Consider the following 22,179-nt stretch of genomic DNA (forward strand, 5'->3'; position numbering starts at 1 on the left):
CCGATGCTCGGTGCTCTGCTGCGGGGGTTATTGGCGAAGGCGATTTCGTTCCGTAGTAGATGCATCTGCCGGCCGAGCCGTGTTTATATCGCGCGCTCATCGAACATGCCCGCAAGGAAGGACTGCCATGATCACTTGCTACCTGCGCTACATCGTCGACCCCTACAAACTCGAGGAATTCGAGCGCTACGCGAAACTGTGGATTCCCTTGGTAGAGAAATTCGGCGGTACGCACCATGGCTATTTCCTGCCGTCCGAGGGGGCCAATAACGTCGCGCTGGCACTGTTCAGTTTTCCCAGCCTGACCGACTACGAGCGCTACCGTCAGGATTCATTCGTCGACGCCGAGTGCCAGGCGGCGTTCAAGTACGCCGAGGAGACGCGCTGCGTCCTCAGCTACGAGCGCAGCTTCTTCCGCCCTGTACTCGACTAGGGCGAGGCAGGCAGCTGCCAGGCGCCTGGCTGTCCCGAGCGAGCGCCCTGGCATGCCTTGCGGCGGTGAGCCTCAACCGAGTCGCCGCCACACGCTGGCCAGCCAGGGTTGCTGGTCGCGTGGCAGGCCGGCGGGGCGGTAGTAATGCTCCAGTTCGACGAAGCCGGCCGCCGTGAGCCGCGCGCGCCAGCGTTCGAGGTCGTGGTAGCTGCCGTAGCGCGGGCCGTTCCAGCCTTCCTGATTCTCGCCACGTGGGTTGGAGCTGAACAGCACGCCACCGGCCTTGAGCGCCGCATGCAGCTCGCCGAGCACGCGCGGCAGCTCCTGATCCGGCACGTGGAACAGGCTGGCGTTGGCGAAGATACCGTCGAAATGTCCAGCCGGCAGGTCCAGTTCGAGAAAGCTCTGCTGCCACACCTCGCAGCCGCTATCGGCACGCGCCATGGCGACGAACTCGGCGCAACCATCGAGGCCGACGGCGGTATGGCCGAGGCCGCTGAAGGTGCGCAGGTCACGCCCCGGGCCACAGCCGAAATCGAGGATACGCCAGGGCTTTTCAGCTTCGATATGACGCAGCAGGGCGGCAATGTTCTGACTCACATCATGGTCGCGCGTGCCCTCGCGAAAATCCTCGGCGCTGCTCTGGTAGTGGGCCAGGGTGAGAGCGCTGATTTGCGCGAGTTCATCGGGGCTCAGGGGCATGGTGAGGTTCCGGTAAAAGAGCGCATTAAAACCGTTTGGTAGGGCGCACGGCCAGAGGCGGCATGCCCCTTGGTCGATGGCAATGAACCCGCGTACCGCTTGCACAGTCCCATTTCCTGAGGGGTGTAGACCGGCTGGCTGCAGTCGGGCACCCACAATCAAGGAGATAACGCGATGGTTACGCACTACAAAGTCTCTGGCCACCTCGCCTGTGGTTCTCATGGTGAAAAGCTGCCCGCCACCACCGAATTGGCCAAGGTCAAATGCCGCAATTGCCGTAAGACCGAAGTGTTCACCGAAGCTCGACGTAACTCACGCAATGCCGCGCGCCGTGCCGCCCGCCGCGAGAAGGCTGCCCGCGCCATCAACGACTGGCGCACTTCCTGGGAGGCGCGTCTGGCTGCCTTGCCAGGCCCGCAGCGTCTGCCGCGAGGTTTCGGCGACCAGGCATTCGTCTAGCCTGGATATTGGCGGGAGGAATGACCTCCCGCATCCCCCGTGCTGGCAACACCTGCAGGAGCCGCCCCTGCGGCGAATGGAGCCGGCAACTCACTATTGCGATACGGCCGCATCCGTCTTCGCGCCGGGGCGGCGCTCCTACAGTGACCGAACCAGGCGCGGACCCGGCGTCGCCCAGTAAGGCACTCGTGTGTGTCTGACGCCTCCGCGTAGTCCAGGGCGTGATCTGCGCAACAGCCTGTTCTCGGGTTTGCCCCGTGGCGGAGCTTTCCCGTAGATTGGCCGGCTTACCTCGTCCGGCACTTGCCGGTTCTGCCTCGAGATTTTCGCCGTGTCCGCTGCCCCTGTTTCCGTCTACCGACTTCCCGGTTTCCTGCCGTTTCTCATCGCCCGCATCGTGGTGGTGTTCGCCGTTCAGATCCAGGCCATCGTGGTGGCCTGGCAGGTCTACGACCTGACGCGCGATCCGCTGTCGCTGGCCTATGTCGGCCTGGCCCAGTTCATTCCCATGCTGGTGCTGCTGATGCCCGCCGGCGACCTGATCGACCGCTACGACCGCAAGTTGATCCTGATGCTCAGTTGGCTGGTCGAGGGCGTGTGTGCGGCGGTGTTGCTGTGGTTGTCGCTGAGCGAGGCGGCCGTCAGTTGGTACTACGCGGTGCTGGTGCTCTACGGCTGTGGCCGCGCCTTCACCGGGCCGGCGCTATCGAGCCTGTTGCCGCAGATCGTGCCGCGCGAACGCCTGGCTGCGGCCATTGCGGCCAACAGCATGATCATGCGCGGCGCGACCATTTCCGGGCCGGTGATCGGTGGCGGCCTGTACGCCATCGGTGGCGGCGGGTTGACCTACTCGGTGTGCCTGGCCTGCTTCCTCGCTGGCTCCGCACTGCTGCTGCGGGTGCCGGTGCGCTGCGCGGAAAAGATGCAGGCGTTGGAGTCCACTGCCTGGGCGCGTTTTACTGCTGGCATCCACTTCATCCGCACGCGGCCGATCATCCTCGGCACCATCTCGCTGGACCTGTTCGCCGTGCTGCTTGGAGGCGTGATAGCGCTGCTGCCGATCTACGCCCAGGAAGTGCTGGAAGTCGGGCCGACGGGGCTCGGCCTGCTGCGCAGCGCCATGGCCATCGGCGAGGTATCGGTGGGTTTGTACCTGAGCATGAAGCCGTTCAACCGCCATGTCGGCCTGGTGATGTTCGGCGCGGTGGCGCTGTTCGGCGTGGCCAACCTGGTGTTCGCGCTGTCCAGCCTGTTCTGGCTATCGTTCGCCGCGCTGGTGGTGGCCGGCGGTGCGGACATGGTGAGCATGTACATCCGCTCCTCACTGGTGCAGTTCTCCACCCCGGACACCATGCGTGGCCGGGTCAACGCGGTGAACATGCTGTTCATCGGCTCTTCCAACGAGCTCGGCGAATTCCGCGCCGGCACCAGCGCCGCCTGGTTCGGCGTGGTACCGGCGGCGCTGATCGGCTGCGCCTGCACCCTGACCGTGACTGGCGGCTGGATGCTCGGCTTCAAGAGCCTGCGCAAGGTGAATCGCTTCGAGGATGCTTCGCCGAGCAAGGCGGCGTAGGCGCCGTCTGTTTGTAGGAGCCAGCTTGCTGGCGATCAGCTTCGCGTGAGGCCAAGGTTTGATCGCCAGCAAGCCGGCTCCTACAGATCGCTTCAATCAGCAACCTGGCAGGGGCCCGGTCTGGGAACCGGGCTTCACCCCAAGCGCAGCAACGGCCGCAGCTTCAATCCAAGCACAATGCCAACCAGGCAGAACAGGCCGAACACCCAGCCCGACACCGCGCCGGCCATCACCCCGGACAGCAGCGTGCCCACGGTGCAGCCCAATGCCAGCAGGCTGCCCCAACCCAGCAACACGCCACCGAGCAAGCCGCGCAGCCAGTCGCGCGGCGCGCCACTGCTGGGGCGAAAGTCGCCGGCGGCCAGGGCGCTTGCCCAGGCCGCGATCACCAGGCCGATGACGAACAGGCCGTTGTTCGACAGCAGCGTCTCCTTGACCATCGTTGCGCAGCCGGAAAAGCCATCGAGTCCCTCCAGACGTTCGGGCAGCCAGCCCAGGCTGTCCGCGCCGGTACGCGCCAGGCTGCCCAGTTCGGCGGTCACCCCCAGCGGCGCGACGCGAAAATACGCCAGCACCGCCAGCCCACCGATCAGCACGCCGCCGACCCAGGTTGGCCAGCGCGCGCCGAACAGCAGCGACCATAGCCCCTGTGTCCCGGAAGCTGTGCCCGCCTGGCGATAACGCAGCAGCCAGGCGGCCAGCGCACCCAGCAGCGCCAGTTGCAGCAGCAGCGAGCCGCCGTAACCAACTCGGCCGGGCAGCCAGAGCACCGGCGCTTCCTGCAGGGCGGCCAGATACAGCGGGTTCCAGCTGAGAAAACCCAGAGCAAAGCCGAGCAGCGCGCCAGTGAGCGCGGCCAGCGAGGCGAAATTGCCCTCGCCGAGGCGATACAGATGCGCGCTGATGCACGAGCCGGAAATCGCCATGCCGAGACCGAACAGCGTGGCGGCCAGAGCCAGCACCCAACTCAGCGGGCCGATATGGGCATCCGGGGGCAGGCGCCCGCCGCTGGGGTCGGGCAGGAAGGCGCCGAACACCGCGTGATAGCCGAGGGTGCCCACCGCCAGGGCGGCGAGCAGGCCGAGCAGGCCGTCCGGTATGCGGCGTTCGACGAAGTCGCGGGTTACACAGAAGAAGCAGAAGCGCGAACGCTGCAGCAGCAGGCCGAACAGCGCGCCGCTGGCCAGCGAGTAGCTGAAGACGCGGCCTTCGTTGCTGCCGTCAGCCAGCAGCCAGATGAAGGCGAGCAGGGCGATGGCGATCAGACCGGACGTAGCGATGGGTAGCGCTGCGCGAGGGGAGGCAATGCTGGCAGTCATGGGGTGTCCTTGCTGACCCTGATGACGAAAGCGGCCCTGGCTTCGCGTGCAGGGCCGCTGTTTGTACTGTCGTTGCCGTTTGAGCCACGGGCGGATCGGTGCGGCGTGATCTACCCAGCCGAGGCCGCCGGCCGCTCGCTTACTTACCGCCCCAGACGGTGCCGGCCAGGTTCACCACCGGCACGCCTACGGCATTGCCGTACTCGGTCCAGGAGCCGTCGTAGTTGCGCACGTCGTAGCCGAGAATTTTCTTCAGGGCGAACCAGGTGTGGCTGGAGCGCTCGCCGATGCGGCAGTAGGTGATGATTGGCTTGCTGCCGTCGATGCCTACCGCGGCGTAGACCTTCTTCAGCTCCTCGGCCGATTTGAAGGTGCCGTCGGCAGCGACCGCCTGGCCCCAGGGCACGTTCACTGCCCCCGGCACGTGGCCGGCGCGCACGGCCAGCTCCTGTACGCCCTGCGGGGCGAAGACCTTGCCGTTGTATTCATCCGGCGAGCGGATATCCACCAGCTGCACGTCGCTGCGCTTCTCCGCAGCGGCCAGCACGTCCGGGAGGAAGGCGCGTAGATCCTTGTTGGCGGCCTGCACCGTTACGTTGCCGGCTTTCGGCGTGCTGGCGCGGCTGTCCAGCTGACGGCCTTCGGCTTCCCACTTGGCGCGACCGCCATCGAGCAGCTTGACGTTGTCGACGCCGTACACGTCGAACACCCAGGCGCCCCAGGCGGCGAACCAGTTGTTGTTATCGCCGTAGAGAATGGTGGTGCTGTCGTCATTTACCCCGGCCTTGCGCAGCAGCTGCTGGAAGGCTTCCTGGCTGGCGATGTCGCGGCGCACCGGGTCGACCAGGTCGCTGTGCCAGGCGAAGTTCACCGCGCCGGGGATATGCCCGCGCTCGTAGACACCGGGCACCACGCTGACTTCGATGATGCGTACCTTGGGATCTTTCAGGTTCTTTTCCAGCCACTCGGTACTGACCAGATAGTCGCTGGCGGCCTGCGCCGTCAGCGTGTGCAGCAGGGTGGCGGCGGCCAGCAGGCCGGCGCCGAACAGGGTCTTGATAGTCATTGTCGACGACCTCTCGAAGGTTGGCAGATTTCAGGCTAGTCAGCCTTTATCGAAGCGAGATACCGCTTTTTTCTATGCATATTCCCGGTTGAACGCACCTCCCTCAGCCGTACAGCGACGGCTGCGGCCCCTGGCCGCTGAGCAGCCAGTGACCGAGGTCGCGCACCTTGTAGTCGATGGGATCGTGCAGGCTGTGCACCCGCACGTTGCGCCAGAAGCGGTCGAAGCCGTAACGCGAGCTGGTGGCGCGGGCGCCCATGGCTTCGAAGATCTGGCTGGTAATCTCCAGCGCCGCGCGTACCGCCACCACCTTGGCCTCGCTGATGGCCAGCGCCACCTCGGCGCGTTCGGCGGCAGTCAGCGCCGGTTTTTCCCAGGCGCTCTGCAGGCGCTGGGCGGCGTGCTCGGCCAGGGGCAGGGCGCTGCGGTAGCGCAGCCACAGCTCGCCGTAGCGTTGCTGGATAAACGGATCGTCACTGGCATTGGCCACGCCTGATGCCGGCCAGGCACGACTCTGCTCGCGGGTGTAGCGCAGCGCTGCGTCCAACGCGCCCTGGGCATTGCCCAGGTAGAGCTGGGTGAGGATCAGCTGTGACAGGCAGGCGCGCAGAGTGGTACGCGGGCTGGGGCCGACCGGGCCGAGCAACTCGCTGGCGTCGACGAACACCTGCTCGAACTGCACCGTGCCGCTGTCGGTCTGGCGTTGGCCGAAGCCGTCCCAGTCGCTGTTCACCGCCAGGCCCTCGCGCTGGCTGGGCAGCACGATGAACACCCGATCCTCCGGGTTCCTGCCGCGCGGTGCGCTGATCACCAGCGCATCGGCGCCGAGCGCGCCGGAGCAGAACGACTTGCTGCCATTGAGCTCGAAATGCTCTTCGCGTGGGCTGAGTTTGAGGCCGGTGTCGCGGCCGTTGGTGGCATTGCCCCAGAACCAGCGCTCCTGCACCGTGCGCGTCAGCCAGTGGCGCTGCTGCTCGGGGTTGCCGAACAGCAAAAGGGTCGCCACCTGCAGGTGCTGGAAGGCGAACAGGTGGGCCAGCGAGCTGTCCACCGCCGCCAGGTAGCGCACGATGCGATAGATCTCCGGCCAGGCCACGCCCTGGCCGCCATACTGCTGCGGCACGGCCAGGGTCAGCAGGCCGCTGTCGCGCAATAGCTCGCGTTCGGCCTGGGCGCTGCCGCCGGCGCGATCACGCTCCACCGCGCTGGCCGCCAGGCGCCGGCCCAGGCGTTCGACCTTGGCCGTGCGGCTGCCGAAATCCGCGGGGAACAGGTGCGCAGCGAACAAGGGCTCGTCGCGCAGGCTGGGGTGCAGACGGGCCTCGGCACTCATTGCGGGCTCCAGATACTGACTTCACGGGCATCCACCGAGGTCGGCAACAGACTGGCGCCGTAGAAGGCATCGGCGATTTTCTGCTGTTCGGCGAGGCTGTCCGGCTGCACCAGGCGCACTTGGTAGCTGCGCTTGGCGTTGGCCTTCTCGACGATGGCAGGGTCGAGGTTGCCCCACAGCGGGCCGAGGATTTCAGCGGCCTGGCGTGGGTTGGCGCGCAGCCAGTCGCCGGTCTTCACCAGCTCGGCGAACACGGTCTGCAGCACCTGCGGGTGACTCTTGGCGAACTTGGCGCTGGTCAGGTAGTAGCGCTGGTAGTCGGCCAGGCCCTTGCCGTCGGCGAGGATGCGCGTTGGCAACTGCTGCTGGGCACCGCTGAGGAATGGCTCCCAGGTGACCCAGGCGTCCACCTTGCGGTTCTCGAAGGCGGCGCGACCGTCGGCTGGAGTCAGGTAGGCCGGTTCGATATCGCTGAACTTCAGGCCAGCCTGCTGCAGCGCGGCGATCAACAGGTAGTGCACGCCGGCCGCCTTGGTCACGGCGACCTTTTTGCCCTTGAGGTCGGCCAGGGTTTTGATCGGTGAATCCTCGCGCACGATGATCGCCTGGGCGCTGGGGGAAGGCGCTTCCTGGGCGAAGTAGGCGAGGTCGGCGCCAGCGGCCTGGGCGAACACCGGCACGGTGTCGGCGACATCGGCGGAGAGATCGATGTTGCCGACGTTGAGCGCTTCCAGCAGCGGCTGACCGTTGGGGAATTCGTGCCAGCTGATCGTGATGCCCTGGTCGGCCAATGCCTTCTCCAGGGTGCCCTGGCTCTTCAGCAGGCTGATCAGCGTGGAGGATTTCTGGTAGCCGATGCGCAGTTGCTCGGCGGCCTCGGTGAGCGGAGCGACGAGCAGGCCGATGGCCACCGAGGCGGCGATCAGTGTGCTGCGTTTGGAATGGATCTTGGACATGGCGGCTCTCGATACGAACACGTGCCGGCCATGGGGGCGGCGGATCACGCGTACTTCAGTGTTGAGGGAAAGAAGTCCGGTGATCCGGTGAAGAGAAGCTAGACGATATAAAAACTGCTTGTTAAATAATTTTTAGGAATTAGCTAAGGCCAGTTTGTCAGGCGCAGCAGGGGCCTTGTGCGGGCTGGCGGAGCAAGCCGTCAGGAGTGGCTCGCAGGATTCGCGGATGAATCCGCTCCTACGGACCGAGTTGCATCGGGATCAGGGTCATATTCTTTTTGGTTACTACAAAGTGAAAAATAATTCTTTTTAGGGATTAGCGGGTATTTCGTAGATTAGCCAGCAGCCGACAGCGGACCACCGCATCGGGCCCGAATCAGGGGCTCTTTTGCCAATCCGCCGAGAACAGCGCCAAGTCCGCTGTCCTGCCGAGCCCCTGTGCAGTGCCAACCCTAGAACAGCACACAAAGCACTTGGAGCATCGAGCATGAAAAAATCCACACTGGCCTTGGCCGTCACGCTGGCCGCCATCGCCAACCAGGCCGCCGCCGCTGGTTTCATCGAAGACAGCAAGGCCAGCATCGGCCTGCGCAATTTCTATTACGACCTGAACAACAAGAACACCGCCAACAATAACGGCGAGGCGCAGGAGTGGGGTCAGGGTTTCATCTTCAATTACAGCTCCGGTTTCACCCAGGGCACCGTCGGTTTCGGCCTCGACGCCATCGGCCTGCTGGGCGTCAAGCTGGACTCCGGCGGCACCGCCGGCAAGGCCGGCCGTGATCGCACCCCCGGCCAGCTGTTCCCGCTCGATAGCGACGGCAGCGCCGTGGACGACTACAGCAAGGCCGGTGTGACCGCCAAGGTGCGCCTGTCCAAGACCGAGGCGCGCCTCGGCACCCTGCTGCCGAAGCTGCCGGTGGTGACCTTCAACGACGGCCGCCTGCTGCCGCAGACCTTCGAGGGCGGGCAGATCACCTCCAACGAGATCGACGGCCTGACCCTGACCGCCGGCCAGCTGGAAAGCACCAAGACCCGCAGTTCCACGGACGACATCGCCCTGCGTATCGCCGGCGCCACCGGTGACGCCGACACCAACAAGTTCTACTTCGCCGGCGGCGACTACAAGCTGACCAAGGATCTGACGCTGCAGTACTACTACGGCAACCTGGAAGACTTCTACAAACAGCACTTCCTCGGCCTGGTGCACAACTGGGCGATCGGCCCGGGTTCGCTGAAGACCGATCTGCGCTACTTCGACAGTGGCTCCGACGGCAAGAACGGCAGCGCCTCCGGCCGTGCCGATGGCTACCGCAGCGCCGGCTACTGGCGTGCCGGCGACAGCAGCACCGGCGAGGTCGACAACCAGACCTGGAGCGCGCTGTTCACCTACACCCTGGGCAGCCACTTCGCCAGCCTGGGCTACCAGCAGGTCGAAGGCGACAGCGCCTTCCCCTTCCTCAACCAGGGCGGCGGCTCCTCGTCCTACCTGATCACCGACCGCCAGATCGGCAAGTTCCAGAACGCCGGCGAGTGCACCTGGCTGGCCGAGTACGGCTATGACTTCACCAAACTCGGCGTCCCAGGCCTGAAGGCCAGCGTCGCTTACCTCAAGGGTGACAACGTCGATTCCGCCAACGGCGACCTGAAAGAGTGGGAGCGCGATTTCCGCCTCGACTACACCCTGCAGGACGGCCCGCTGAAAGGCCTCGGTGTGTCCTGGCGCAATGCGACCCAGCGCGGCAACGTCACCACCGACGCCGACGAGAACCGTTTGATCCTGAGCTACACCCTGACGCTGCTCTGATCCACTAACCCAGTTGTGACATCTCCTGACCGGCCCGCCAACGGGCCGGAAGGCCATTCATCCATGAGGAGATGACCATGAAGAAGAATGCCTTGCGTGTTGGCCTGGCGGCCCTGTTCGCCGCCTGGTTGCCTACCGCCGTACATGCCGCACCACCGAAAGAAGTCCGCCTGGACTTCGCCTACTACGCCCCCACCAGCCTGGTGCTCAAGCAGCAGGGGCTGCTGGAAAAAAACCTCGCGCCGCAGGGCATCGCCGTCAAATGGGTGTTCAGCCAGGGCAGCAACCGCTCGCTGGAATATCTCAACGGCGGCAGTACCGATTTCGCCTCCACCGCCGGCCTGGCCGCCGTGCTTAGCCGCGCCAACGGCGCGCCGATCAACACCGTCTACGTTGCCAGCCGTCCGGAGTGGACAGCGCTGGTGGTGCCCAAGGACTCGCCCATCCAGTCGCTGGCCGATCTCAAGGGCAAAAAGGTCGCCGCCACCAAGGGCACCGACCCTTTCCTGTTCCTCCTGCAGAGCCTGCAGAAGGCCGGGCTGGACAAGAACGCCGTGGAAATCGTCCACCTGCAACATCCTGACGGTCGCGTCGCCCTGGAGCGCGGCGACGTGCAGGCCTGGGCTGGGCTCGACCCGCTGATGGCGGCCAGCGAACTGCAGGCCGGCTCGCGCCTGCTGTACCGCAATCGTGATTTCAACAGCTACAGCGTGCTCAGCGTCACCGAGAAGTTCGCCAAGCAGCAGCCCGAGCTGATCCAGCAGGTGATCGCCGCCTACGAGCAGGCGCGTCAGTGGGCCATCGCCAACCCCGACGCCCTGGCCCAACTGCTCGCCGACGAGGCCAAGCTGCCGCTGGAAGTGGCCAAGCTGCAACTGTCGCGCACCGACTTCAGCAACCCGCAGCCGGGCGCCGAACACATCAAGGCGCTGAAAGCCGCCGCGCCCATCCTGCTCGACGAGCAGCTGGTGCGTCCGGGCACCGATGTGGCCCGGGTGGTCGACCAACTGATCCAGCCGCAACTGGCCGCTCAGGTGATCGGTAGCAACGTGGCCAAGGCGGGGAACTGACCGATGGGAGCGCTCAACCTCGTCATCGGTCGCTGGGCCGAACGGCTTCCAGGCTGGCGGCCGGCACTGACCGACCTGCGTGGTTGGGTGGTGCCCCTGCTGATTCTGGCCCTGCTGGAAACCCTGGTGCGCAGCGGCGTATTGCCCGCGCACCAGATGCCCGCGCCGAGCCAGGTGGCGCAAACCCTGTATCTGCTGGCGCAGAGCGGCGAGCTGTGGCGGCACCTGAACGCCAGCTTGCTGCGCGTCGGCGCCGGTTTTGCCATTGGCGCCGTGCTGGCCATCGTCATCGGCACCTGTGTGGGCCTCAGCCGCCGCGCTGAAGCCTATCTGGAACCGACCTTCCAGGCATTGCGGGCGATTCCCAGCCTGGCTTGGGTACCGTTGCTGCTGCTCTGGTTGGGCATCGACGAAACGCCGAAGATCGTGCTGATCGCCCTCGGCGCCTTCTTCCCGGTGTACCTGGCGCTGCTCGCCGGCATCCGCAACATCGACCGCAAGCTGGTGGAGGTGGGCCGGCTCTATGGCCTGTCGCCCATGGCGCTGGTGCGCCGCATTCTTTTGCCGGCTGCGCTACCGAGCCTGTTCACCGGTCTGCGCGGCGCGCTCAGCCTGAGCTGGATGTTCCTCGTCGCCGCCGAACTGATCGCCGCCACCCGTGGCCTCGGCTACCTGCTCAGCGATGGTCGGGAAACCTCGCGGCCGGATCTGGTGATCGCCGCCATTCTGCTGCTGGCGCTGCTCGGCAAACTCAGCGATAGCCTGCTCAAGGCCTGGGAAACCCGCGCCCTGCGCTGGCGCGACAGCTTCCAGGGCGGGGAGAGCGAAGCATGAGTGCATTGCTGAAACTGCAGAATATCCACAAGGCCTTCGCCGACGTACGTGTGCTCGAAGACGTCAGCCTGAGCCTGGCCGCTGGCGAAGTGGTCAGCCTGCTCGGCCCCTCCGGCTGCGGCAAGAGCACCCTGCTGCGCATCGCCGCCGGGCTGGATCAGGACTACCTGGGCGGGCTGGAACTCAACCCGCTGCTCAACTTCGGGCGTGGCTGCGGCATCGGCGTGGTGTTCCAGGAGCCTCGGCTGATGCCCTGGCTGAGCGTCGCGCAGAACGTCGGCTTCGCCGATGGTTGGGTGGCTGACGACGCGTGGGTGCAGCAACTGCTGCGTGACGTCGGCCTGCAGGGACGTGGCGACGCGCTGCCAAAACACCTCTCCGGCGGCCAGGCCCAGCGCGTGGCTATCGCCCGCGCGCTGTATGGCAAACCGCAGGTACTGCTGCTGGATGAGCCCTTCAGCGCGGTGGACGCCTTCACCCGCATGAAGCTGCAGGATCTGCTGGTGGAGCTGGCTGCACGCTACGAGATCGCCGTGCTGCTCGTCACCCATGACCTCGACGAAGCCTTCTACCTCAGCGACCGCGTGCTGATCCTTGGCGGCACACCAAGCCGTCTGCAACGCGAACTGGCCGTGCCCCTGGTTCGCCCGCGAGATCGGCGCTCGGCCGAGTTGGCCTACCTGCGCGGCGAGGCCCTGACCGAGCTGTACCAGTCACACGTGCTGTAAACGAACTCTTCAAGGTGGAGTAACTTTTCGGGCCGTAAGGCCCATTTTTTTGCCTGCGTCGCACGCGGACTGCTTTTCGTAGCCCGGATGAAATCCGGGGGCTCTTCCTATGGGGCTGTGGAGGGGAGTGCATGTATGAAACCGATAATTCCACTGCTATGGACCTTCAATCTTGAAGGTCCATCGACCTGGTTGGATAGCGATGCCTTTCAGGAGGTTTGAATGATCAGAAAAATAGGGAAAGCCCCATTCTACCGATTAGAAACAGCAGCAAAATCAGGAAAAAGATACGGATGAATCCGCTTCCATAACGCAGTGCCAGGAAAACGCCTGTCAGAGACCCAGCGATATTGCACAGGCCTACGATGCCGCCTGCCAGCCATAACACATTGCCTGATGGCGCGAAGAACAGCAGCGCCGCGCTGAACGTCCCCAGGTTGATGAGCTTGGCGGAAGCCGAAGCGTTCAGGAAATCAAAACCGAAGAACCTGACGAATACGAAAAGCAAGAGGCTGCCACTGCCGGGGCCGAATACACCATCATAGAAACCGAGTAGTGCACCGAAGAATATGCCGAGCAGAATTTCTCGCCTGCCATGTTGCAGGTTGCCTTGGTGTTGCCCAAAGTCCTTCCTGACAAAGGTATGGATGGCCATGGCGATCAGGAGCACAAAGACGGCATATTCCATGAGCGTCTTGGGAATGAGCGATACCGAAAGAGCACCCAGGAAAGAAAATACGAAGGCAGAAATCATCGTGGGTAGCATGAGCTTCCAGACGATATTTATTCTTCTCAGGTAGCCCGAGATAGACGAAATATTTCCCAGTAATACCGCCAGTTTGTTCGTGCCGAACACGGTGGCCAAACTATGTTGCGGTAATGCATGCAAAAGTGCAGGCACTTGCACAAGGCCGCCACCACCAACTGCCGCATCAATCAATCCACCGCAGAACGCAAAGAAACCGAGTGCAACGATGAGGTACTCAAAACTCATCATGCATTTCCCAGTTTGGGGGTATTAGGGGCGGTGACATACAGGGCTATCCATTTACAGGTAAGGGTGTGGGTATTTCGTTTATAGGGTTAAACGGAATACCCACGCGCGTATTTAAACGGACGTCGTCATGCAGTTAGCGCACGGTGAAGTCCATGGAAAGCATTGCCCACTCGTTGGTTGTAATCCAGCATTACTTCCTTGAGTTTGGTAATGTCGAATGCGATACCGGTGTTGCGGCTATAGGCCTGCGCTGCCGCTAATGCATGCAGGCCGTGCCTGTTCTCGACCTCTCCAGAGTGCCCCATGACATAGCCTTTTGCATTGCGCAAGGCACGGTTATCGGTACTCAGGGAGGGGGTGTAGGACAGGAGTTTTTCTTCGATATATTGCGCAATGAAATTGTACTCCCGGCCATTCCATAGCTCCGAAGCGATGGATGTTATCATGGCGTTCAATATGGACTGTTTGTGCTCGGTTGTGTCCATTGGGAACTTGTGTCCCGCTACACCCACGTTATAAAGAAATTCGGAGAATTCATTGCGCTCGCTTACGATGAAGTGGGCTTCTTTCCAACGAGAGGCGTTGAAGGCATTGGTCATGTAGTCATACATGCCATCGTGCCCTTCATGGCCAAGTCCGAAGTCATCTTTCGCGACTTCATGCATGTGTGCCATCACATTGCTATAGCCAAGCTGCCGTTCGGTAGGGATCGAGATGGCATCTGCCGCCAGGCGCATGATGATCTTTGCGGATACCAAACTGGTTGTCTTGTGGGTCTCATTCCAGCCGTTGAAAAATCTCAGAACGCCATCATCCGCTTCCTGCTTGGCCAGGAACGCATGGAAACATTGCTCTGCCCAGGATTGGGCTTCCTGGGTCGTGTCATGGCAGAGAACTTCGTGCATAACCAGCTGAATGCTGGGAACATGCTCGACATAAGCGGGAATGGGAGTCCTGCGAGAGTCGCTGGTAATCAGGCGGCCAGGTATCTTCAATGCGGCAATATTTTGGGGTAGAGCCTCGATGAATGCTTCGCCCAGTTGCTGCATGGACACGTGCTGTTGAAGTGCCAGAAAACGATTTTTCAGTAGAGTGGAGGTCATCGTTTTACCTTTATCCTTAAAGGAATCGCTATTGAATGCGGTGCTTGCTCAATACGGCTGAGTTGGCTCGATAACGCTAAGTTGATTGAGTGTGCTGAACAAGTAACTTATAGTTAGTTGTCTATTCACTTTTAGTGAGCGGTGTTGCAATGGAATTGTCACAGCTGAAAATGTTCAAGGTGGTTGCCGATCATGGCAGCATCGTACAGGCCGCTAAAGTGCTGCACTGTGTTCCATCCAATATAACGAATCGACTCAAGCTCCTTGAGCAGGAGTTGGGTGTGGCGCTGTTCATTCGCAAAGGCCGAGGTCTTGTCATCAGTCCCTCGGGCGAGTTGTTTCTCGGCTATGCCAATAAGATTCTGGCAGTATGTCAGGAAGCCAAAAGAGCACTCGCCCCGGATGCAGTGCCCTCTGGTGTGCTGAAGATCGGTGCTATCGAGTCCGCAGCCACAGGGCGATTACCGATTTTATTATCCAAGTACCATCATCTTTATCCCGATGTGCAGATGCAATTCAGCACCGGGACATGGTCTCAATTAATCAATGATGTGGTAGGGCATAACCTGGATGGTGCAATCATCGCAGTCAATACAACACATCCAGATATTGCTCAGGTGGAGGTCTATAAGGAGCCGCTGGTCATGATTGCATCTCCCTCTGTCGGGGTAATACGTACGCCACAGGATTTGGAGCAGATGAACATATTCATGTGGCCTGAGGGGTGCCCGTATCGACGTGCACTTGAAGGATGGCTGAATGAGCACCACGTATCGACTGCGATCACCAGCATCGCCAGTTATGGAACCATCCTCGGTTGCGTCAGTGCCGGGGCAGGCGTTTCCCTGGTACCTGTAGGGGTTTTCGAACAGTTCAAGAAAATTGGGAATATCAGTGGCTATACCTTTAGCCAGTTATCGCCTGTGCAGAATTATTTCGTATGGAACAAGCATGTAGGTTTTCACCGAGCCAAGGATGCATTTGCTGAGCTGCTGCAGAATGAGTTTAAAAAGCTATAAATCTGGTGGTGGAACTGGCCGCCCGCTACGAGATCGCCGTGTTGCTGGTCACCCATGACCTCGACGAAGCCTCCTACCTCAGCGACGCACGTGCTGGCCCTTCGTAGCCCGGGTCCAGACCTCTCCATAACCACCCACAAATTCTGTTAACAGCGCTGTGGATAACCTTTGCAAAAGCCCTCCGCGCCTAGCATCCAAGCGGGTCTCGGCAGGCCGTTCAGTTTTTGTCCAATGATGCTTCGCTGGCGTTATTGCCAGGCGGAATATCGCTTTTAATCAATCACTTGGCTCGGTTTTACAACAGCCGGGCAGGGTGGTGGCTTGTTGGCGGGTGTCGTGCACAGAATCTGGGGAAAGCATTGTGGATAAGATGCGGGAAAACTCTTCCAGGCCAGGTGGGGCAAGGGCTGCGTGAGGCTGGTGATTTTTCGTGCGGAGTCGCGCGGCTGTCATGTTTCGTGGCTATAGTGGCCGGTCGACTTGCAGCCGCTGGAACCCTCTAATGTCCGAATTGCCTGAACGTCCCACCCCGGTCAGTTTGCTGCAGGCGTTCTGGTTCTGGCTGAAGCTGGGGCTGATCAGTTTCGGCGGGCCGGCGGGGCAGATTTCGATCATGCATCAGGAGTTGGTGGAGAAGCGCCGCTGGCTGTCCGAACGGCGCTTTCTGCATGCGCTGAATTACTGCATGTTGCTGCCCGGGCCAGAGGCGCAGCAGTTGGCCACCTATATCGGTTGGCTGATGCACCGCACCTGGGGTGGGGTGATTGCCGGTGCGCTGTTCGTGCTGCCGTCGCTGTTTATCCTGATTGTGCTGTCCTGGGTCTATCTGGTGTTCGGCGACGTACCGTTGGTGGCGGGGATTTTCTATGGCATCAAGCCGGCGGTGACTGCCATCGTGGTGCAAGCGGCCTGGCGCATCGGCGGTCGGGTTTTGAAGAACGTCTGGCTGTGGGCCATCGCGGCGGCGGCCTTCGTGGCCATATTCGCCCTGCAACTGCCGTTCCCGCTGATCGTGCTGGGCGCGGCGCTGGTGGGGTACATCGGCGGACGACTGGCGCCGCAGCACTTCGCGGTCGGTGGTGGCCATGGCGAGAAGGTCGGGGCGCATGCGCCGGCATTGATCGATGACGAGACGCGCCTGGCGCACACGCATTTTCGCTCCAGCCGGCTGGCGCTGATCCTGTTGGTCGGTGCGGTGCTCTGGTTGTTGCCGATGGGCCTGCTGACCCTGGCGTTCGGCTGGCAGGGCACGCTGACGCAGATGGGCTGGTTCTTCACCAAGGCGGCGCTGCTGACCTTCGGCGGAGCCTATGCGGTGCTGCCCTACGTGTATCAAGGTGCCATCGAGCATTACGGCTGGCTGACGCCGCGACAGATGATCGATGGTCTGGCGCTGGGCGAGACCACGCCAGGGCCGTTGATCATGGTGGTGGCGTTTGTCGCGTTCGTCGGTGCCTATGGCCAGCCGGTGTTCGGCGGCGATTCGGCCTTCGCCAGCGGGGCGTTGGCGGCGGTGCTGGTCACCTGGTTCACCTTCCTGCCGTCATTTTTGTTCATCCTCGCCGGCGGGCCGCTGGTGGAGTCGACCCACGGGCAGTTGAAGTTCACCGCGCCGCTGACCGGGATCACCGCTGCCGTGGTTGGGGTGATCCTCAACCTGGCGCTGTTCTTCGGTTATCACGTGCTCTGGCCCGACGGTTTCACCGGCACGTTCGATTGGGTGTCGGCGTTGATTACCCTCGGTGCGGGCGTGGCGTTGCTGGGCTTCAAGCGCGGGGTGATCGAGACGCTGGTGGCCTGTGCGCTGGTGGGGTTGGTGGTGTATGTGTTGGTTTGAGTGGTGGGCTTGCGATCGCTTGGTGGGTTACGCGGCGCTTGAGGTTGGTGCGCGGCCGTAGGAGCGGTGTTCTGCGCCGCTAACCCGCCCTACGGGTATGCGTTCATGCAGTCGCAGCCGCCTGGATAAGTCGCCGCTCAAGCGCCTCCCACAGGGCTGATCCCACTGCATCAATACGATTTCTTTACGCCCCGGCGGCGGGGCGCCAATCGAATCTTTACGGCCAGCCTTTCGACAATGCTCGCGAGCGGATTCCCCGCATCGTGGAGCTTTGGACATGAACGCAATCGATGGTGTGTCGCTGATCCTGGTGGTCGGCCTCTTCGCCTACCTGCTGTCGGCGCTGCTGACCGCCGGGCGTGGCTGAGGAGACGGCCATGCACGACTACGACTGGCTGCTGCTGGCGGCCTTCTTCCTGCTGGTGCTGGCGCCGGCACCTTTTCTCGGACGCTACTTCTACCGCGTGATGGAGGGCCAGCGCACCTGGCTCAGCCCGGTGCTGCAGCCGGTGGAGCGCCTGTGCTACCGCGTGGCCGGCGTCGACCCGGAGCGTGAGCAAAGCTGGCGCGGTTACGCCCTGGCGCTGCTGGCCTTCACCCTGGTCTGCCTGCTGGTGCTGATGAGCATTCTGCTGGTGCAGGGCGCTCTGCCGCTCAACCCGCAGCAGCTCGCCGGACTGAGCCTGCCACTGGCGTTCAACACGGCGGTGAGCTTCGTCACCAACACCAACTGGCAGGCCTACAGCGGTGAGGCGCAGCTGAGCTATTTCAGCCAGATGCTCGGCCTCGGGGTGCAGAACTTCGTCAGCCCGGCGGTGGGTCTGGCGGTGCTGGTGGTGCTGTGCCGGGGCCTGGCGCGGCAGTCCAGCGACCGCCTGGGCAATTTCTGGGTCGACATCACCCGCGCCGTGCTCTACGGCCTGCTGCCGCTGTGCCTGGTGCTGGCGGTGCTGCTGGTGTGGCAAGGCGTGCCGCAAAACTTCAGCGACTACGTCTCGGCCACTACCCTGCAAGGCAGCGAGCAGACCCTGCCGATGGGGCCGGCGGCCAGCCAGATTGCGATCAAGCAACTGGGCACCAACGGCGGCGGCTTCTTCGGCGTCAACTCGGCGCATCCGTTCGAAAACCCCACGGCGCTCAGCAACCTGCTGGAGCTGGCGTCGATCCTGCTGATTCCGGCGGCGCTGGTGTTCACCTTCGGCCATTACGTGCGTGACCTGCGCCAGAGTCGGGCGATCCTGGCCAGCATGCTGGTGCTGTTCGTCATCGGCCTGGCTGTTTGCGCCTGGGCGGAGTTGCAGCCGAACCCGGCGCTGGCGGGGCTGCCCATCGAGCAGGTCGGCTCGCTGGAGGGCAAGGAGGCGCGCTTCGGCAGCTTCGCCTCGGCGCTCTGGGCGACCACCACCACGGCGGCGTCCAACGGTTCGGTGAACGCGATGCACGACAGCTTCAGCGCCCTGGGCGGGCTGGTGCCGCTGGTCAACATGCTGCTTGGCGAGATCGTCTTCGGCGGCGTCGGTGCGGGCCTCTACGGCATGCTGCTGTTCGTGCTGATCGCGGTGTTCCTCGCCGGCCTGATGATTGGCCGCACGCCGGCCTATCTGGGCAAGAAGCTGGAGGCTCGCGAGGTGCGCCTGATGGTCGCCACACTGCTGGTGATGCCGGTCGGCGTGCTGGTGTTCGGCGCCCTGGCGGTGAGTTTCGCCGGGCCTGCGGCGTCCATCGGCAACCCCGGCCCGCATGGCTTCAGCCAGGCGCTTTATGCCTACGGCTCGGCCACCGGCAACAACGGCTCGGCTTTCGCCGGCTTCACCGCCGACACCCCCTACCACAACCTGATGCTCGGCCTGGCCATGCTGCTCGGGCGCTTCGGCTACATCCTGCCGGTGCTGGCGATTGCCGGCAGCCTGGCGGCCAAGCGCGCCGCGCCGCAGGGGCAGAACAGTTTTCCCACCCATGGGCCGCTGTTCGTCGTGCTGCTGACCCTGACCATCCTCCTGGTGGGTGGCCTGACCTTCATGCCGGCGCTGGCCCTGGGCCCGCTGGCCGAATACCTGGCGTTCTGAAGGAGAAACCGTGATGAATGCCCCCGTAACGGCGCAACGCAGCGTCAAATCGTCCAGCAGCCAGCCGCAGACCGGCCTCGGCGCGCTGTGGCGCCCGGCCCTCAAACAGGCCTTCGTCAAGCTCGACCCGCGCCAACTGGTGCGCTCGCCAGTGATGCTGGTGGTGGAGCTGACAGCGCTGGTCACCAGCGTGCTGTGCTTCGTCCCCTTCGTCCGTCCAGAAGCAGGTGCGGTGAGCACCGCCCTGGGCGTGCAGATCGCCCTGTGGCTGTGGTTCACCGTGCTCTTCGCCAACTTCGCCGAAGCGCTGGCCGAGGGCCGTGGCAAGGCCCGCGCCGACAGCCTCAAGTCCGGCAGCCAGGGGCTGATGGCGAGCAAGCAGGTCGGTGCGCAGTTCCAGTCCGTACCGGCCAGCAGCCTGCGCAAGGGCGATGTGGTGCGGGTCGAGGCCGGTGACCTGATCCCCGGTGACGGCGAGGTGATCGAAGGTGTGGCGGCGGTCAACGAGGCCGCCATCACCGGCGAATCCGCGCCGGTGATCCGCGAGTCCGGTGGCGACCGCTCGGCAGTGACGGGCAACACCCGGCTGGTGTCGGACTGGCTGCTGGTCAGAATCAGCGCCAACCCCGGCGAGTCCACCCTCGACCGCATGATTGCCCTGGTCGAAGGCGCGCGCCGGCAGAAGACGCCTAATGAAGTGGCGTTGGATATCCTGCTGATCGGCCTGACCCTGATCTTTCTGCTGGTGGTGGCCACGCTGCAGCCGTTCGCCCGTTTCGCCGACGGCGATCTGCCGCTGATCTACCTGGCGGCGCTGCTGGTGACGCTGATCCCGACCACCATCGGCGGCCTGCTCTCGGCCATCGGCATCGCCGGCATGGATCGCCTGGTGCGTCTGAACGTCATTGCCAAGTCCGGCCGCGCCGTGGAGGCCGCTGGCGACGTGCACACCCTGCTGCTGGACAAGACCGGCACCATCACCTTCGGCAACCGCCGTTGCAGCGCCATGGTCAAGGCACCGGGTGTGTCCACGCTGGAACTGGCCGAGGCGGCGTTGCTGGCCTCGCAGGGCGACGACACGCCGGAGGGCAAGTCCATCGTCGAGTACCTGTCGGCGCTGCACACGATGGAGGTGCCCGACCGCGCGAGCGTGACGCTGATCGCTTTCAGCGCCGAGACGCGCCTGTCCGGTGCCGACGTGCGTGGCGTGGCTTATCGCAAGGGTGCGGTGGACGCCGTGCTGGCCTACCTCGACCTGGGGCGTGACGACCTGCCGGCGCCGCTGGCGCGCGAGGTGGAGAAGATCGCCCAGAGTGGTGGCACGCCGCTGCTGGTGGCCGGGAATGGGCGCCTGCTCGGCGCCATCCACCTCAAGGACGTGGTCAAGCCGGGCATCCGCGAGCGTTTCGCCGAGCTGCGCGCCATGGGCATCCGCACCGTCATGGTGACCGGCGACAACCCGCTGACCGCCGCCGCCATCGCCGCCGAGGCGGGTGTGGACGACGTGATCGCCGAGGCCACGCCGGAGAAGAAGCTGGCGCGCATCCGCGCCGAGCAAGCCGAAGGCAAGCTGGTGGCGATGTGCGGCGACGGTGCCAACGACGCCCCGGCGCTGGCCCAGGCCGACGTCGGCCTGGCGATGAACGACGGCACCCAGGCCGCCCGTGAGGCCGCCAACCTGGTGGATCTGGACAGCGACCCGACCAAGCTGATCGACGTGGTGCAGGTGGGCAAGGAGCTGCTGGTGACGCGCGGCGCGCTGACCACCTTCTCGGTGGCCAACGACGTGGCCAAGTACTTCGCCATCCTTCCGGCGCTGTTCGCCGGCATCTACCCGCAGCTCGGCGCGCTCAACCTGATGCAGCTGCACAGCCCGCAGAGCGCGATCCTCTCGGCCATCGTGTTCAACGCGCTGATCATCGTCGCGCTGATTCCGCTGGCGCTGCGCGGCGTGCGCATCCCCGCGCTGGATGCCGGCCAACTGTTGCGGCGCAACCTGCTGATCTACGGCCTGGGCGGGCTCGTCGCGCCCTTCGTCGGCATCAAGCTGCTCGACCTGCTGCTGGTGGGGTTGGGCTGGGTGTAGGCGCGTTGTTTGAACGTTCTTGTAGGAGCGGATTCATCCGCGAAATGTTCGGGCACGGCGCCAAGACCATCGCGAATGAATTCGCTCCTACAAGAGCATCTCTGCGCCTGGATGCATGGTCGGTAGGAGCGGATTTATCCGCGAAATGGCCAGGCACGGTGCCAAGACGAATGACACAAGCCAAGCGACGTAGCCCGGATGCAATCCGGGGCAATCTGAACAGGAGACTCATCATGCTCGACTCAATCCGCCCTGCCATCACCACACTGGCCTTCATGACCTTGCTGGTCGGGGTCGCCTATCCCTTGACCGTCACTGGCGTGGCGCACCTGGCTTTTCCCGATCAGGCCGCCGGTAGCCTGGTGCGCGACGACACCGGCGAGGTGCGCGGCAGCCGTCTGATCGCCCAGGCCTTCGATGGTGATCAGTGGTTCCAGTCGCGCCCCTCGGCCGGTGACTACGCCACCGTGGCCAGCGGCGCCAGCAACCTGGCGGCCAGCAACCCGAAGCTGTTTGCCCGCATCGAGCAGGCCAGCGCCGGCCTTGCCGGTGACACGCCGGTGCCGATGCAATTGGTCACTACCTCGGGCAGCGGCCTCGACCCGCACCTGTCACCTGAGGCCGTCACCTGGCAGGTGCCGCGCATCGCCCAGGCCCGTGGCATGGCCGAAGCCGAGCTGCTGCGCCTGGTTGAGGCGCACACCGAGCGCCCGCTGTTCGGCCCGGCGCTGGTCAATGTGCTGGCTCTGAACCTGGCGCTGGTCGACAATCCATCCACTTCTTCCCAGTGA

At 63.7% G+C, this 22,179-nt stretch carries 20 protein-coding genes; 13 read left to right on the forward strand and 7 right to left on the reverse strand.

Annotation, left to right across the window (positions count from 1 at the left end; genetic code table 11):
* The first annotated feature begins 127 nt into the window (after positions 1-127).
* The gene (locus GV002_RS13400) at positions 128-433 is read left to right on the forward strand and encodes an NIPSNAP family protein (RefSeq protein ID WP_125836179.1); all 306 of its coding nucleotides are present in this window, start codon (positions 128-130) and stop codon (positions 431-433) included.
* Positions 434-505: 72 nt separating this feature from the next.
* Here GV002_RS13400 and GV002_RS13405 read toward each other — a convergent pair whose 3' ends face one another.
* A complete protein-coding gene (locus tag GV002_RS13405) occupies positions 506-1,135 on the reverse strand; it encodes a class I SAM-dependent methyltransferase (RefSeq protein WP_160018822.1) in 630 nt (209 codons plus the stop codon).
* Positions 1,136-1,309: 174 nt separating this feature from the next.
* On the opposite strand from GV002_RS13405, the gene GV002_RS13410 reads away from it, so the two are divergent.
* On the forward strand, positions 1,310-1,594 hold the full coding sequence (locus tag GV002_RS13410) for a hypothetical protein (RefSeq protein WP_125836181.1): 285 nt from the start codon (positions 1,310-1,312) through the stop codon (positions 1,592-1,594).
* 331 nt (positions 1,595-1,925) lie between these two features.
* Positions 1,926-3,167 (forward strand): MFS transporter, encoded by a 1,242-nt coding sequence (locus GV002_RS13415; RefSeq protein ID WP_160018823.1) that lies wholly within the window; start codon positions 1,926-1,928, stop codon positions 3,165-3,167.
* A 134-nt stretch (positions 3,168-3,301) separates the two neighbouring features.
* Here the strand turns inward: GV002_RS13415 and GV002_RS13420 are convergent, their stop codons facing one another.
* From GV002_RS13420 to GV002_RS13435, 4 genes are all read right to left on the reverse strand, one after another.
* Positions 3,302-4,486 carry a YeeE/YedE thiosulfate transporter family protein gene (locus GV002_RS13420; RefSeq protein ID WP_160018824.1) on the reverse strand — a complete coding sequence of 395 codons (1,185 nt, stop codon included), beginning with the start codon at positions 4,484-4,486 and terminating at the stop codon, positions 3,302-3,304.
* 139 nt (positions 4,487-4,625) lie between these two features.
* Complete coding sequence (locus GV002_RS13425) at positions 4,626-5,552, reverse strand: sulfurtransferase (RefSeq protein ID WP_160018825.1); 927 nt, start codon at positions 5,550-5,552, stop codon at positions 4,626-4,628.
* A 103-nt stretch (positions 5,553-5,655) separates the two neighbouring features.
* Complete coding sequence (locus GV002_RS13430; RefSeq protein ID WP_160018826.1) at positions 5,656-6,885, reverse strand: acyl-CoA dehydrogenase family protein; 1,230 nt, start codon at positions 6,883-6,885, stop codon at positions 5,656-5,658.
* Positions 6,882-7,841, reverse strand: coding sequence for an aliphatic sulfonate ABC transporter substrate-binding protein (locus GV002_RS13435; RefSeq protein WP_160018827.1), 960 nt, complete (start codon positions 7,839-7,841; stop codon positions 6,882-6,884). Before GV002_RS13435 ends, GV002_RS13430 begins: the two co-directional genes overlap by 4 nt.
* A 487-nt stretch (positions 7,842-8,328) precedes the next feature.
* Here GV002_RS13435 and GV002_RS13440 point away from each other — a divergent pair, with 487 nt between their 5' ends.
* The 4 genes from GV002_RS13440 to GV002_RS13455 all read left to right on the forward strand — a co-directional run bounded on the left by GV002_RS13440 (position 8,329) and on the right by GV002_RS13455 (position 12,280).
* Positions 8,329-9,648, forward strand: a complete 1,320-nt coding sequence (locus GV002_RS13440; protein WP_160018828.1) for an OprD family porin — start codon at positions 8,329-8,331, stop codon at positions 9,646-9,648.
* A gap of 77 nt (positions 9,649-9,725) precedes the next feature.
* Entirely contained in the window at positions 9,726-10,718 is a 993-nt protein-coding gene (locus tag GV002_RS13445; RefSeq protein WP_160018829.1) for an aliphatic sulfonate ABC transporter substrate-binding protein, read from the forward strand.
* 3 nt (positions 10,719-10,721) lie between these two features.
* Complete coding sequence (locus GV002_RS13450) at positions 10,722-11,552, forward strand: ABC transporter permease (protein ID WP_160018830.1); 831 nt, start codon at positions 10,722-10,724, stop codon at positions 11,550-11,552.
* A complete protein-coding gene (locus tag GV002_RS13455; RefSeq protein ID WP_160018831.1) occupies positions 11,549-12,280 on the forward strand; it encodes an ABC transporter ATP-binding protein in 732 nt (243 codons plus the stop codon). Before GV002_RS13450 ends, GV002_RS13455 begins: the two co-directional genes overlap by 4 nt.
* Before the next feature lie 226 nt (positions 12,281-12,506).
* Here GV002_RS13455 and GV002_RS13460 read toward each other — a convergent pair whose 3' ends face one another.
* Positions 12,507-13,274 (reverse strand): TSUP family transporter, encoded by a 768-nt coding sequence (locus tag GV002_RS13460; RefSeq protein ID WP_160018832.1) that lies wholly within the window; start codon positions 13,272-13,274, stop codon positions 12,507-12,509.
* 128 nt (positions 13,275-13,402) lie between these two features.
* Positions 13,403-14,380: a hypothetical protein gene (locus GV002_RS13465; RefSeq protein WP_160018833.1), complete on the reverse strand. Its 978-nt coding sequence runs from the start codon at positions 14,378-14,380 to the stop codon at positions 13,403-13,405.
* 149 nt (positions 14,381-14,529) lie between these two features.
* Here GV002_RS13465 and GV002_RS13470 point away from each other — a divergent pair, with 149 nt between their 5' ends.
* From GV002_RS13470 to kdpC, 6 genes are all read left to right on the forward strand, one after another.
* Positions 14,530-15,399, forward strand: a complete 870-nt coding sequence (locus GV002_RS13470) for a LysR family transcriptional regulator (protein WP_160018834.1) — start codon at positions 14,530-14,532, stop codon at positions 15,397-15,399.
* Positions 15,400-15,901: 502 nt separating this feature from the next.
* Complete coding sequence (gene chrA / locus GV002_RS13480) at positions 15,902-17,236, forward strand: chromate efflux transporter (protein WP_160018835.1); 1,335 nt, start codon at positions 15,902-15,904, stop codon at positions 17,234-17,236.
* Between the two features lie 277 nt (positions 17,237-17,513).
* Positions 17,514-17,603 (forward strand): hypothetical protein, encoded by a 90-nt coding sequence (locus GV002_RS13485; RefSeq protein WP_021490657.1) that lies wholly within the window; start codon positions 17,514-17,516, stop codon positions 17,601-17,603.
* 10 nt (positions 17,604-17,613) lie between these two features.
* Positions 17,614-19,302, forward strand: a complete 1,689-nt coding sequence (kdpA, locus tag GV002_RS13490) for a potassium-transporting ATPase subunit KdpA (protein WP_160018836.1) — start codon at positions 17,614-17,616, stop codon at positions 19,300-19,302.
* A 13-nt stretch (positions 19,303-19,315) separates the two neighbouring features.
* The gene (gene kdpB, locus GV002_RS13495; RefSeq protein ID WP_160018837.1) at positions 19,316-21,388 is read left to right on the forward strand and encodes a potassium-transporting ATPase subunit KdpB; all 2,073 of its coding nucleotides are present in this window, start codon (positions 19,316-19,318) and stop codon (positions 21,386-21,388) included.
* 233 nt (positions 21,389-21,621) lie between these two features.
* Positions 21,622-22,179: a potassium-transporting ATPase subunit KdpC gene (gene kdpC / locus GV002_RS13500; protein WP_160018838.1), complete on the forward strand. Its 558-nt coding sequence runs from the start codon at positions 21,622-21,624 to the stop codon at positions 22,177-22,179.

The organism is Pseudomonas sp. 8O, assembly GCF_902506495.1.
Lineage (GTDB): Bacteria > Pseudomonadota > Gammaproteobacteria > Pseudomonadales > Pseudomonadaceae > Aquipseudomonas > Aquipseudomonas chaetocerotis.

Coding starts and splice junctions, on each gene's coding strand:
- GV002_RS13400 (WP_125836179.1), top strand. CDS start 128: ATGATCACTTGCTACCTGCGCTACATCGTCGACCCCTACAAACTCGAG.
- GV002_RS13405 (WP_160018822.1), bottom strand. CDS start 1,135: ATGCCCCTGAGCCCCGATGAACTCGCGCAAATCAGCGCTCTCACCCTG.
- GV002_RS13410 (WP_125836181.1), top strand. CDS start 1,310: ATGGTTACGCACTACAAAGTCTCTGGCCACCTCGCCTGTGGTTCTCAT.
- GV002_RS13420 (WP_160018824.1), bottom strand. CDS start 4,486: ATGACTGCCAGCATTGCCTCCCCTCGCGCAGCGCTACCCATCGCTACG.
- GV002_RS13425 (WP_160018825.1), bottom strand. CDS start 5,552: ATGACTATCAAGACCCTGTTCGGCGCCGGCCTGCTGGCCGCCGCCACC.
- GV002_RS13430 (WP_160018826.1), bottom strand. CDS start 6,885: ATGAGTGCCGAGGCCCGTCTGCACCCCAGCCTGCGCGACGAGCCCTTG.
- GV002_RS13435 (WP_160018827.1), bottom strand. CDS start 7,841: ATGTCCAAGATCCATTCCAAACGCAGCACACTGATCGCCGCCTCGGTG.
- GV002_RS13440 (WP_160018828.1), top strand. CDS start 8,329: ATGAAAAAATCCACACTGGCCTTGGCCGTCACGCTGGCCGCCATCGCC.
- GV002_RS13445 (WP_160018829.1), top strand. CDS start 9,726: ATGAAGAAGAATGCCTTGCGTGTTGGCCTGGCGGCCCTGTTCGCCGCC.
- GV002_RS13450 (WP_160018830.1), top strand. CDS start 10,722: ATGGGAGCGCTCAACCTCGTCATCGGTCGCTGGGCCGAACGGCTTCCA.
- GV002_RS13455 (WP_160018831.1), top strand. CDS start 11,549: ATGAGTGCATTGCTGAAACTGCAGAATATCCACAAGGCCTTCGCCGAC.
- GV002_RS13460 (WP_160018832.1), bottom strand. CDS start 13,274: ATGAGTTTTGAGTACCTCATCGTTGCACTCGGTTTCTTTGCGTTCTGC.
- GV002_RS13465 (WP_160018833.1), bottom strand. CDS start 14,380: ATGACCTCCACTCTACTGAAAAATCGTTTTCTGGCACTTCAACAGCAC.
- GV002_RS13470 (WP_160018834.1), top strand. CDS start 14,530: ATGGAATTGTCACAGCTGAAAATGTTCAAGGTGGTTGCCGATCATGGC.
- chrA (WP_160018835.1), top strand. CDS start 15,902: ATGTCCGAATTGCCTGAACGTCCCACCCCGGTCAGTTTGCTGCAGGCG.
- GV002_RS13485 (WP_021490657.1), top strand. CDS start 17,514: ATGAACGCAATCGATGGTGTGTCGCTGATCCTGGTGGTCGGCCTCTTC.
- kdpA (WP_160018836.1), top strand. CDS start 17,614: ATGCACGACTACGACTGGCTGCTGCTGGCGGCCTTCTTCCTGCTGGTG.
- kdpB (WP_160018837.1), top strand. CDS start 19,316: ATGAATGCCCCCGTAACGGCGCAACGCAGCGTCAAATCGTCCAGCAGC.
- kdpC (WP_160018838.1), top strand. CDS start 21,622: ATGCTCGACTCAATCCGCCCTGCCATCACCACACTGGCCTTCATGACC.